Annotated in this window: 11 protein-coding genes; 3 read left to right on the forward strand and 8 right to left on the reverse strand. The window is 45.6% G+C overall.

Annotation, left to right across the window (positions count from 1 at the left end):
* Position 1: 1 nt before the first annotated feature.
* The 6 genes from AC4BAP_RS03000 to AC4BAP_RS03025 all read right to left on the reverse strand — a co-directional run bounded on the left by AC4BAP_RS03000 (position 2) and on the right by AC4BAP_RS03025 (position 6,698).
* Positions 2-1,027 carry a rod shape-determining protein gene (locus tag AC4BAP_RS03000; RefSeq protein ID WP_490581127.1) on the reverse strand — a complete coding sequence of 342 codons (1,026 nt, stop codon included), beginning with the start codon at positions 1,025-1,027 and terminating at the stop codon, positions 2-4.
* 995 nt (positions 1,028-2,022) lie between these two features.
* Positions 2,023-3,546, reverse strand: a complete 1,524-nt coding sequence (gene purH, locus AC4BAP_RS03005; protein ID WP_490581128.1) for a bifunctional phosphoribosylaminoimidazolecarboxamide formyltransferase/IMP cyclohydrolase — start codon at positions 3,544-3,546, stop codon at positions 2,023-2,025.
* A 35-nt stretch (positions 3,547-3,581) separates the two neighbouring features.
* On the reverse strand, positions 3,582-4,178 hold the full coding sequence (gene purN, locus AC4BAP_RS03010) for a phosphoribosylglycinamide formyltransferase (RefSeq protein WP_490581129.1): 597 nt from the start codon (positions 4,176-4,178) through the stop codon (positions 3,582-3,584).
* A gap of 635 nt (positions 4,179-4,813) precedes the next feature.
* Positions 4,814-5,236, reverse strand: a complete 423-nt coding sequence (locus AC4BAP_RS03015; RefSeq protein ID WP_490581130.1) for a PH domain-containing protein — start codon at positions 5,234-5,236, stop codon at positions 4,814-4,816.
* Positions 5,237-5,384: 148 nt separating this feature from the next.
* Positions 5,385-6,125, reverse strand: coding sequence for a hypothetical protein (locus AC4BAP_RS03020; RefSeq protein WP_490581131.1), 741 nt, complete (start codon positions 6,123-6,125; stop codon positions 5,385-5,387).
* Between the two features lie 156 nt (positions 6,126-6,281).
* Entirely contained in the window at positions 6,282-6,698 is a 417-nt protein-coding gene (locus tag AC4BAP_RS03025; protein ID WP_490581132.1) for a hypothetical protein, read from the reverse strand.
* A gap of 28 nt (positions 6,699-6,726) precedes the next feature.
* On the opposite strand from AC4BAP_RS03025, the gene AC4BAP_RS03030 reads away from it, so the two are divergent.
* Positions 6,727-6,936, forward strand: a complete 210-nt coding sequence (locus tag AC4BAP_RS03030; RefSeq protein WP_490581133.1) for a hypothetical protein — start codon at positions 6,727-6,729, stop codon at positions 6,934-6,936.
* On the opposite strand, the gene AC4BAP_RS03035 is transcribed toward AC4BAP_RS03030, so the two are convergent.
* Both AC4BAP_RS03035 and AC4BAP_RS03040 read right to left on the reverse strand, forming a co-directional pair.
* Positions 6,916-7,413, reverse strand: a complete 498-nt coding sequence (locus AC4BAP_RS03035) for a PaaI family thioesterase (protein WP_490581134.1) — start codon at positions 7,411-7,413, stop codon at positions 6,916-6,918. The genes AC4BAP_RS03030 and AC4BAP_RS03035 overlap by 21 nt on opposite strands.
* Before the next feature lie 83 nt (positions 7,414-7,496).
* A complete protein-coding gene (locus AC4BAP_RS03040; RefSeq protein ID WP_490581135.1) occupies positions 7,497-7,967 on the reverse strand; it encodes a Fur family transcriptional regulator in 471 nt (156 codons plus the stop codon).
* Positions 7,968-8,234: 267 nt separating this feature from the next.
* On the opposite strand from AC4BAP_RS03040, the gene AC4BAP_RS03045 reads away from it, so the two are divergent.
* Both AC4BAP_RS03045 and AC4BAP_RS03050 read left to right on the forward strand, forming a co-directional pair.
* Complete coding sequence (locus tag AC4BAP_RS03045; RefSeq protein ID WP_490581136.1) at positions 8,235-9,359, forward strand: T9SS type A sorting domain-containing protein; 1,125 nt, start codon at positions 8,235-8,237, stop codon at positions 9,357-9,359.
* 299 nt (positions 9,360-9,658) lie between these two features.
* Complete coding sequence (locus tag AC4BAP_RS03050) at positions 9,659-12,301, forward strand: T9SS type A sorting domain-containing protein (RefSeq protein WP_490581137.1); 2,643 nt, start codon at positions 9,659-9,661, stop codon at positions 12,299-12,301.
* The last annotated feature ends 152 nt before the right edge of the window (positions 12,302-12,453 follow it).

A 12,453-nucleotide genomic window follows, 5' to 3' on the forward strand; every position in this document is an offset into this window, starting at 1 on the left:
TTTAGGTTAGAAGGACATTCTTGAAACCTTCGATGTTTTTGATGGCTGCACCTGTACCACGCACTACCGCTCTTAATGGATCCTCGGCAATGTGGATAGGTAGTTTTGTTTTGGCAGCCAAACGCTTATCCAGGCCACGCAGCATCGCGCCACCACCTGTCAGGTGAATACCGTTGTCGTAGATATCAGCAGAAAGCTCCGGTGGTGCGATCTCAAGCGCCTTCAGTACAGCTTCCTCGATCTTAGAAACCGATTTGTCAAGGGCAATGGCGATCTCCTGGTACGTAACTTTGATTACTTTCGGGATGCCTGTCATCAGGTCACGGCCACGGATCTCGTAGTCTGCAGGTGGGTTCTCGATCTCTGTAAGCGCAGCGCCCACCTCGATCTTGATCTTCTCAGCAGAACGCTCCCCGATCAGCAGGTTGTGCTGGCGGCGCATGTAATCCAGGATGTCTTTCGTGAAAACGTCGCCGGCAATACGGATAGACTGGTCGCATACGATACCAGAAAGGGCGATCACGGCAATCTCTGTAGTACCACCCCCGATGTCCACGATCATAGAGCCGATAGGCTGCTCCACGTCGATACCGATACCGATAGCGGCTGCCATTGGCTCCTGTATCATCCATACTTCCTTGGCGCCGGCATGCTGCGCAGAGTCACGTACGGCACGTTTCTCAACTTCTGTGATGCCCGACGGAATACAGATCACCATGCGGTGCGATGGCTGGAACAAGCGACGGCCCGTGTCGATCATCTTGATCATGCCACGGATCATCTCCTCGGCTGCGTGGAAGTCGGCGATTACACCGTCTTTCAGCGGACGAATGGTTTTGATGTTCTCGTGGGTTTTCTCGTGCATCTGCATCGCGTTGCGGCCAATGGCTAGTACTCTGCCAGAGGTGCGGTCAACGGCGATGATCGATGGCTCGTCTACTACAATTTTATCGTTGTGGATGATCAGGGTATTGGCTGTACCCAAATCGATCGCTATATCACTCGTTAGAAAATTGAAAAGTCCCATTCTATCTATGTGCGGGCGTGCGGTTGCCCTTGTTATATTTCAAATATACTATAAAAATTGAGTATAAACTCGCCGCAAAATTAGTGATTTTCAACAGAATTAATAATAAAGTACTGGTGATACGGCTGTAATTTATACTTATAAGGTGTAAAAATGTATCTGAAGCTGACATTCAGGCTTATAACGGTACATATAGTATAAAATTGAGCAACGTTGGTTAACTCAAGTTGCGAGATACAACAACAGCTTGATTTCTGAGATGTGCAACCCACCCCTAACCCCGCCGAGGCTACTATTAAGACACAAATTTACATTCGCTGTTATTCCTGCCGCGAGTTTTCAACTCGTGGCTTATTATATGGCAAGCTTTCAGCTTGCGTAGGTATGCAAAAGTATAAAAAGCGACTCACGCAAGCTGAAAGCTTGCCCACATGGACAACCACGAGTTGAAAACTCGCGGTAGATAGAGAATTTTATACTTGTGTCCTAAGCGTAGCCCCTCCGAGAAGTAGGGCCGTTTCATTCTAAATATTTGCACCTTGGCTTTTAATATAGCTAGGTATCAATTCTCCCCTTGAGGACAAGTGAAAACGTGAGTTTGAAACTTGCGACCATAGGTCACAGAGGGCTGTTAGCTTTTTACGAAAGGGCCTTCCAACTGGCTTTACACCCCTGCGGTCCCCTCAAGGGGACAATTATTCTTAGAATGAAACGACCCTACTCCGAGAAGGGGATTCTCACAAAAGTGTAACTAAATTCCCCTCCTCGGAGGGGTTAGGGGTGGGTGGATACAGTTTAAGAATAAGCGTCACGCAGCTTGAGTTAATTAAGTATAAACCCTGAATTCTTTTATCTGGAGTAACAGGAGGTTTTAGAACTTAGCTCTCTGGAAACAAACGGGGTGGTAAGAGCATAAATTTGGGTGCTGCACCTGCAAAAAAAGCCCCCTCCGTCAGAAACGGAGAGGGCTTCGGGATTTATGTTTAGGGTGAGAATTAGTGTTTGAAGTGACGCACGCCTGTCATGACCATGGCCATGTTGTGTGCATCGCAGTAATCAATAGAGTCCTGGTCTTTGATAGAACCACCCGGCTGTACCACGGCTTTAATACCAGCTTTATCGGCAATCTCCACGCAGTCCGGGAAGGGGAAGAATGCATCAGAAGCCATAACAGTCTGGCTTACATCAAAGCCAAAGCTCTTTGCCTTATCAATAGCCTGACGCAGGGCATCCACACGTGAGGTCTGGCCTACACCGCTGGAGAACATCATTTTATCCGTAGCCAGCACAATGGTGTTTGATTTGGTGTGCTTGCAAACTTTAGCGGCGAATACCAGGGCTTTCTTCTCTTCAGCAGACGGCTCGCGTTTGGTTGCAGTTTTAAAGTCAGCTTCTGTTTCAGTAGCCAGGTCTTTGTCCTGCTCAATCACACCGTTAAGCAAGGTCTTGAACAGCTTCTTCGGCAACTCCACATTATTCTGCTTCAGCAGGATGCGGTTTTTCTTTGTCTTCAGAAGTTCCAGTGCATCGTCATCGAAACTAGGCGCGATTAATACCTCAAAGAAAAGCTTGTTCAATTCCTCGGCAGCGGCCATGTCTATACTTCTGTTGGCGATGATCACACCTCCAAAAGCAGAAACCGGGTCAGAAGAAAGGGCATTCAGATAGGCGTCTTTTACAGTGTCGCCGGTGGCGCAACCGCAGGCGTTGGTATGCTTCAGTATAGCTACAACCGGCTCTTCAAACTCAGCGGCAAGGGCAACTGCTGCGTCTACGTCTACCAGGTTGTTGTAAGAAAGCTGCTTGCCATTCAGTTGCTCAAAAAGCTCATCCAGTTTACCGTAGAAAGTGCCTTTCTGGTGTGGGTTTTCGCCGTAACGTAGTGGCGTTGCCTCCCGTACGCTTTGCTTAAATGGCTGTTCTTCGTTGCCAGCGTTCAGGTAGTTGAAAATGTGCGTGTCGTAGTGCGACGATACATCGAATGCCTTGGCAGCAAAACGCTTGCGGTCTTCCAGTTCAGTGGCTCCGTTCTTCTCTTTCAACAGTTCCACCACGTCATCGTACTGCTCACGCGACGATACGATCAGCACATCCTTGAAATTCTTGGCAGCAGCACGGATAAGCGAAATGCCGCCGATGTCGATCTTCTCGATAATATCAGCTTCGGATGCGCCGGATGCTACGGTTTCCTCAAATGGGTATAGGTCTACCACTACCAGATCGATAGCTGGTATCTCAAACTTTTCGCGCTCAGCCAGATCGCTGTCGTTGTCGCGGCGGTGCAAAATGCCACCAAACACCTTTGGGTGTAGCGTTTTTACACGACCACCGAAAATAGACGGGTAGTCAGTCAGGTCTTCTACGGCTACTACCTCAGCACCTTGCTCCTCCAGGAAAGCCTGCGTGCCGCCTGTAGAGTAAATGGTAACGTTGTGCTGTTTCAGGAGCTCCACGAGTGGCTCCAGGCGGTCTTTGTAGTAAACCGAAATAAGCGCCGATTTTATTTGAACTGGTTGCATGGGTTAATGTGCTATTGGGTTAATTTTTTAATGTGCTAATGCTTGTCAGGGGTTTGGGTTAATAACTTCTCCACTACTTCGGGCAGGTATTTGTGCTCCAGCTGCAGTACGCGCGTAGCCAACTCTTCGGGGGTGTCTTCGGGCAGTACCGGGCAGTATTCCTGAAGTATAAACTCGCCTCTGTCGTACTCCTCGTTCACGCGGTGAATGGTAATGCCTGACTGCGCCTCACCAGCCTGCACCACGGCAGTATGCACGTTAAGGCCGTGCATGCCTTTGCCGCCATACTTTGGCAACAGGGCAGGGTGTATGTTGATGATCTTGTTCGGGAAAGCGTGCAGGAATTTTTCGGGTACCAGCCACAGGAAGCCAGCCAGTACGATCAGGTCGGGCTTAAATTGCTTTACCTGCTCCAGCACCTTGTCGGAGTTGTAGAACTCATCCCTGGAAAACAAAAGAGCCGGGACGTGGTAGGTCTCGGCTCTTTTAAGGGCATAGGCTTTCGGGTTGTTGGAGAACAAGGCAGCCACACGTATCTGATGGTGGTGCTCAAAATGTTCGAGCAGGCGCTGCGCATTGCTCCCCGATCCGGAAGCGAAAATGACTATATTCTTCTTATCTGCTTGTTCCAAAAGTATAATCTGGCTTTGAAGCTGCAAATATAAGGGGTTTGGTTGTAGTTGCCAGCAAGTATAAGTATAAATCTGTGGGTGTGGCGTTTGGTGGGTCCGATTCTAAGTAATGCCGAGCCTGCCGGCCAAAGCTGCTGTTTACCTAAACTCACCGTTGTTGCTGGTGCTTTTCACCAACAATGGAAAGGGGACTTATACTTGCTGGTAAGGGCCTGCACCAAAAGCAGCTAGTGTTGGTGTTGGGCAAAAAGCTCAAGTTGCGATTAACCCACTCTTGGCCCTCCGAGGTGGCTAATCTTGTAGGGAAAATCAATCAGCTGTTTTCATTCACTTGAATGCCGCCAGTTTGAGCGAAGCGTTAACTGGTGGTTAAGCATGAGGCCAGTTTGCAACTGGCGGAAGTGTAAGAACGATTATTCTGCCAGTTGCAAACTGGCCTCATGGCAAGTCACAAGTTGCGCTGACGCTAAACTTGCGACATGTTTAATTTTTCCCTACAAGATTAACTCCAAGGAGGGGAATTACATGCACGAGTAAAATTCCCCTCTTGGGAGGGGTTAGGGGTGGGTTTACATCTGCTTGGTTTCTAGAAGAACACAACCTAGGTTTTAACTAATCAGGCGCTCAGTTAAAACCTATTCCGATATTTTGATTGTTGGGTTAGCTTTTAATAAGTCTGAAATCATTTCATCATTGTTTTCCGGGGCAATGTATATTTCATCATACTTATTAAACTTGATGATCAGACCTTTTATAGCTAAAGCAGGCTTTAAGCCGCTCCACATGGTTTTTCCTTTCAGTACTTCTCTGATTTTTGATATCTCTATTTTACCTCTTAAAAATCCGGATCGATAGATCAAGTCATTATTCTCGATTTTATAATAGGTGTCAAAGTAGATCCAAAAGATTAAAATTAGTTGAATTGCTAAAGGCAAGAGGATGAATGGTTTTTCAATGAAAGTATTCTTGTTGAGTAAGAATATGGCTATCGGCAACAGAGCGTAGCCAACTAAAAAATAATTGATAAGCCCTTTCCTGTTTGCTTTATGAGTTTTCATTTGATTCGGGTATGAATGTAAGGCTAACGGCTGGTACATGTTGTCGGGGCGGATTTCGGAGCGTGTTCCTGTCCAAAGGACACGGAACGGCGAAACGAGGATCCGCAGTTGGCGTACCACCTAATCCCGTTCTGTAATATGTACTGTATTACAGGTAGTTATTTTCACAGATTTCAGTGTTTATAAAATCAAAATCTTCTGAAAAAACATAAGTGCCTGCAGTCCACGTTTTTAATCTGATCTTATAATATTTTTTATTATTTGTCATCCAAGTGTCTAGCAACAAGACAGATTCTTCTCTGAAATTTTGATTCGATGAAAATGAAAATTCATTTGAATTATTAAAAATTCCCTTGAAATAAATCATCTTAAATTTAGGTTTGAAATTAAAATCTGTATTCTCAATTACTTGTTGTTTTTTATAATATTCTTCGCCTGATATTTTACCACTTAACATGGCTTGAAGTAGTTTATTTGATTCTTCAGCTTTTCGGTCATCACGCTCATCCAAAAGATATAATGTGTCCTGCTTACAAATAAATACCCACTTCCTCATTTCTTGAATTACAATTGTTCCATTTTTTTGAGTGTATGCAGGATACCGCATTACATTAAATTCTTTGTCTTTAATACTTTTATTTAGTTTATCAATATTCTCAGCGATTCTATTTCCGCGCGAATATGTGATTATTGTATCACCAATTATCTTTCGATATGCCTGTTTCTCATTACAATTCACAAAGTGCTCAAACCCATCGAGACAAGTCGGAGAATTAAAATCAATATGATTCTGGGCAATCCATTTTTGGAGCGCTTTTTCTTGTTCACTTTGCGAAAAAGAAAGACAACTATAAAGTGTCAATATCAATATGATCGTTAGTCTTTTCATAATTACCTGTAACCGTAGTATAAACGGAAGCCCATTCCACTTACTCACCCAAATCCGGCGGCTAAACGGAGTAAACCCTTAATAAATATAGAAGTTTGGAAGCAATAAAAGTATAATCAGTCTCTAAGACTTCTTCGCCTTCAACAACCAGAAAACCTAGCTTGGCAGCTTTTCCCATGCAATTCTAAGCAGAAGAAAAGCCAAAAGGCCTGTAACCAAAGCAAAGTACCTCTCAAAGGAGGTTTGGGCCAGCAAGTTACCGAGCGTGTTTAATAAAAACAGCAGGCACAATAGACAGGTGGCCATGTGCGCTATGCCTGCCAGCTTTGGGGCATACAACTTCTGAGTTCTAACGGCTACCACAAGAAATATGAGTACCGAGATTACCAGCGAGGCACCCTCAAAGTATAACAATTGCTCTGATGTTTGCATTTGCCCACCCCACAAAAACGCCACAGGTGCATATTCGAAAACAAGTATGCCTACAATCACAGCAAAATGAAACAAGACAAGAAGGCTGAGCAGGTACAGGCATATTATGGCCGCCTGATTAAAGCTGATAACTTTTTTCATGCTCTAAGATACAAAGCTGTTTAGAGATTTGGTTAAAAAGTATAAACTCACCATAATGGTGTATTTAGCCAACAATCAACAGGCATTGGTTATGATACTTGCTGGTGAAACAAGTAGCAAGGACGGACAGGCGGTACAGATTTTAGATAAACCCGAAGAAGACTCGGCTTTTTATACTTTAAGGGAGCAGCTAAACGCTATTTTTTCAGTTGCAAGCCTAAGACTTCTTCGCCTTTAACGACCAGGTAAACTTGAACTCGGCCACTTTGTCTCCGGCCTCATCTGTGCCTATGCTGGTGGCAACTACTGTTACACCCTGACCGGTAGCCTTGGTGCGTTCTGCGGCATCGTGTATGGCCTGGCCATCGTGACAGGTAAAGGCAATCTTACCCACAGCTTTTTTAGTAAAGTCGGCTTCCATGTGCGTTACCAACATCGATACGGCAGGGTTGGACTTGTACACGTGCATCATGCACAGCACACCCGTAGACAGCTCAGCGGCCATACTTAATGCGGCAAAGTATATAGAGCGGAAAGGGTTTTTGTTCAGGTACTTATAGGGTATGGTAACTGTGGCATTATCAGAATTAAGCGAGGTTATCTTTAACCCTGCCAGGTAAGCCATGGGTAATTTTGATAGCAGAAACAACCTGAATTTGCTGGGGGAGCTTACAAGGTTCAGGAATGTAGTTGCAGAGGGGGTGAGTTGTGCCATAGTGTACGCATAGTATGGGTTGCTGCCTTATACTTTAGCAGAAACCTATTGGTTAACTTCACCGATAATATACTTAATTTTATTTAAGTAGTAACCTCTGGCGCCACACTTTGGGTATTACAATTTCTGCAAATCCCCTGCACCGAAAACTGCACATCACTTGCCAGGTAGCCCTCTGGCAGCGTGATAGGGCCAAGCCGTACTTCATCCAGGCAATAGGTCTGTCCGCATTTGCAGCAGCTAAAATGGATGTGGTCGTGCTGGTGCTGCAGGTTGCTGCACTCCTTGTCGCGGCAAAGCGCATACTTCATAATGCCGTTCAGGTCGGTTACGCTGTGTACCAGCCCCTGCTCTTTAAAAGAATAAAGTGTGCGGTAGAGCGTTACCCTGTCATAGTCGCTTCCGAGTTGCTTTTCCAGGTCGGCGTGCGCCAGGGCATAGTTGTGCTGCATAAGCAGTTCCAACACGCTTACTCTGCAGCTTGTTTTGCGCAGGCCATACTTTAGCAGTAAATCCTGTGCTTTTCTCCTTAATTCTTTCTGTTGTTGCATCATATAACCTTCAAATATAGTTTATCTGCTGTTATATGCGCTATTCCTGTGGTGTATTTTTTTACACGGTGCTCCAATTTTATCAGCCTTAAAAATTATATATAAAAAAATATATGTTGATAATTAGATGTTTAGTCTCTGTTCGTGAAAATTACCACATCCTTTTTCGCTAAACACAGTATTGTACCTAATGTACAGTTACGGACAGAGAGCCGTGTATGCCTTACCTTTTGTACTTATTAAATCATTAATAACTGAAATTTTAGTCCAATGAAAACACCTTTACGTTTATGCCTTGTATTGGTACTGATGGCCCTGGCGCAGAGTTACGCATTTGCGCAAACCATCACTACATCGCTAAGTAGCCTGACAAATGTGAAAACAGGTATCACCCAGGAGTTTAGCGTAACAACCAGCGGCCCAACGGCACAGTCTGTGGTCGGTAAACTAGACTTCGACCCGTATCAGGCCAACGATATCATTCTGCAGTACCAGGCACCCGGTGCCACAGAGTTTACAACCCTTACCCTGGATGCCAATGGTATTGCTACGTTCGGGCCTTTTGCACTTACCCAAACCGATGCGGTGCATAACTTCAAGATCCTGTTCAACAGAGCTGACAACTATAGCTACTCGCTCAGAATGTTTGAGGCGGCTAACCCAACCAACCCTGTTGGCGCAGCTGCAACGGGCAGTGTGGCAGTAACAACCCTACAAGAGCCAACCATCGACGGCACACTGGATAATTACCCAACCCTGGAAACCAACAATAACATCGAGTGGCAAATTTTTGTGGAAGCCAATGACCGTGCCGGCGACAAGGCCAATATTGAGATTGCCTTGGCAACTCCTGCACAGCGCAACAACTTTGTTTTGGAGTATGACGTGAACAGAGCCATCATGAACCCGAGCCAGCCGGTTAATTTCCAGCCGCTTACTTTTAATGAAGATGGCATTGCCCGGATCGGTCCGGCGGAAGGTGAAACGCTGACAGCCATAGCAGGTTCATCGGATATCAACCAGATCATGCGCATCCGGTTCACACAGCCAGGCACATACGCTTACTCCATCCGGTTAAGAAGAGACGATGGTAACATTATTGCCTTTGTAAACGAAACCGTGACCGTTACAGGCCTGGCCGGAATGGATGATATGATCGGTAGCACCCGCATCAGTGTTTATCCAACGCTGGTAAGCGATGCGGTAAGAGTAGACCTGGGGGATGTGCGTAATGCCAGCATTATAGTAACAGACTTGCTTGGCCGTACGGTAATGCAACTCAAAAACAAAACCGGAGTTGTAGACCTGAATACCAACGGTCTTGCAAAAGGCACATACCTCGTTAAAATCACTAAAGGCAACGATGTGGCAGGCGCACGCTTCGTTGTAAGGTAACCATACTTCTAAAAGGCAAAAAAGCCCATGGTAAACGCCGTGGGCTTTTTGTATTTTAATAGGGGTAGGTAAAATAATGCTTTATAATGTGCTAAATGCCGGTGCAGAGCTATTAATAGTTTAAATTGAATGTTTTAACGTTGAAATAGTTTGCATTAAAAGATATATATATTATTTTTACTTTATAATACAAAATACAGCCTATGAAACAAGCATAACCCTTCTCCGGGCCACTATGTATGGCCTGCCACGCATCACGCGATTAATCCTCTTATATTTTAACATAACTAACTTTTTTGATGAAAACACATTTACGCTTTCTTATGATTGCCGTATTGGCCATGATCGGGGCCATAGGCAATGCCTGGGCTCAAACAGACCCAACACCCTCAACAATAACCACAGATATTCCGGCTTCGGCTAAAGCGCATACTGTGGTGCCGTACTCAGTGAACATCACGAAAAACGACGCAACCGCAACGGATGTAAAGCTTGTTTTTAAGTTAACAGGCGATAACGTTGCCACGCAGGCGACACAGCTTGAGCTAAAAGACAGCGATGCAACTGCCATTGCAGTTGGCGCAAACGGCGAAGCAGTACTAGGTACCTATGCATTTGATGCGACACTCAGTAAGGCGTTTACAGCCAAGTTCAATGCCATTGGTACTTTTGCCTATACTTTGGAGCTACGTAATACTGCTGATGAGGCAGTACTTGCCAGTGTTAGCAAAACCACAGAGGTAGAGTTCATGGAGCCAACCGTTAACACAACCCTTGACATTGTAAGCGAGGGTGTTAACAAGATCAGAACCAAGGAGGATGTGCTATTCAGGCTGTATGCTGACCCGAATGACAGGACAGGTGACATGGTGAATATCAAACTTACCTTAGCAGATCCTTCTCAATACAATAAGTTTAGCTTAAAGTATAACACAACCGGCAATGAGTTTGAGACGCTCACTGTTGGCGATAACGGTGTGCTTTTATTTGGTCCTGAAGGCGGCTTTGAGTTTAGTACTGCTTTTGACCAATTAATGAAGATCAATTTTAATGCTACCGGCAGCTATACTTACAAAGTAGAGATTGTGAGAATTGACGGAAATATACTGGCCGATGTTACTGAGACCGTTAATGTGCTGGAAGGCGCAACTGTTGCCACCACGCTGGGTGGTACAACTGTAGTAAAAGGTAAGACAGTAGACTTTGACCTGAACGTTGATGCAGGTTCCTGGCCAAACACAACCAAGGTGTTTCCAAAAGTTATACTTGCTAACCCTGCGCAGGCAGCCAACATACAGCTGTTCTACGAGGCTGCTCCCGGTGATTACCAGCCCCTTGCCTTTAACACAGAAGGCGTGGCAACTTACGGAGACCCTGTAGAGGGCATAAACCTGGCAGATGGTACCCTTAAACTAAGAGCAGTGGCCAGCGAGACAGGGACTTATACTTACAGAGTAGAACTGATCAAAAAAGTAGACTTGCAGGTAGCCACTATGACACAGGAAACGGTTACCGTTAAGTTTGACAATGCTACCATTGCTTCTAACCTGAACAATAAGGCTGGTGTTAAAACGAGTGTAGCCCAGAATGTTGCGGTAACAGCTGTTGCCAACGACAATGCCGGCGATATGGTGCTTGCAAAACTTACAATGGGAGATGCTGCACAAAAAGAGCACATGACCGTTGAACTGCAAACAGGCGAAAACACCTACGAGCAGCTTGCAATTGATGCGAACGGTGTGGCGTATGTTGGCCCAACTGGTGGTTACCCGCTTGCAGATGGCGTAATGCCGCTTAGGGTTACTTTTGCTGAAGCCGGCACTTATACTTACACTGTAGCACTGGTAACTCCTGGTACAACCGAAACAGTGGTGGCTTCATCGAGTGAGAGTGTGGTGGTAGATGCGTTCCAGAATGCAACACTTGCAACTACGCTTAATGCAAGAGCCAACGTTAAAACAACCAGAACAGAGGAGTTTGTATTATCAACTACCGTTGGCGATGTAAACCCTGCCACCATGGTGCTTGGCCGCCTGACCCTTACAGACGCTTCTCAAAGAGGCAACATTACTCTGGAGTATTTAGACACAGACAACACTTACAAGCCTATCGCCATTGGTACTGATGGTGTGGCAATGATCGGACCTGCTGGCGGTATGGCCCTGAGCGATATCAACGGCCTGAAGTTCAGAGCTACATTTAACGATGCAGCGGCATATGGCTACAAGGTGGAACTGGTAAATGCATCTAACAACGCTATACTTGCTACCTCTAACGAGAATGTAACGGTTGCTGCTTTCGTGAATGCTGCTGTAGCAACTACATTGGACCAGAGATCAGTTGAAAAAGATGCTGCTACAACATTTACAGTTACGGCAACTGCCAATGACGTAAACCCTGCCACCATGGTGCGTGGCCGCCTTACACTGGCCGATCCTTCAAAGGCTGCCAATATCACCCTGGAGTATCTGGACACTGACGCCACTTATAAGCCAATAACATTTACAAATGGTGTTGCGCTAATTGGCCCTGCAGAAGGAATGGCGATGAGCGATGTAAACGCTTTAGGCTTTAGAGTTGCCTTTAATGCTGCCGGTACTTATGCCTATACTTTAGCTCTGGTGAATGTAGATGGCGGTGCGGTAGTGGCCACAGCTTCTGAGAGCGTAGAGGCGCTAACTGCTACTGGCATCAAGAAAGGTTTCGAAAAAGGTGGTTACGCAGTTTACCCTACGTTAACAACCGGAGCCGTTAAAGTTGACCTAGTGAAGGCAAGAAATGCCAGCATTCAGGTTGTTGATATGATGGGACGTGCCGTTGTAACTAAAAACAATGTGAATGGCATTGTGGAGTTAGACCTGAGCAAAGTTGCAAAGGGAACATACATCGTAAGAATTCAGGATGGCAGCAATGTAAACACACAGCGTGTGATCGTTCGCTAAGCCTCTGAAAAGCTTATCCACTTATCCACTGAAACATGAATCATCCCGAACTTTTTAACCTAGAGTAATAGCTAAGTTCGTCGAAGAGGTTGGCCAGTGCCAATCGGATGCGGTAAAGCGGCGTGGGAGTGTTCCTGCACCGCTTTCCTGTT

It is taken from the genome of Pontibacter sp. GD7 (genome assembly GCF_058216375.1).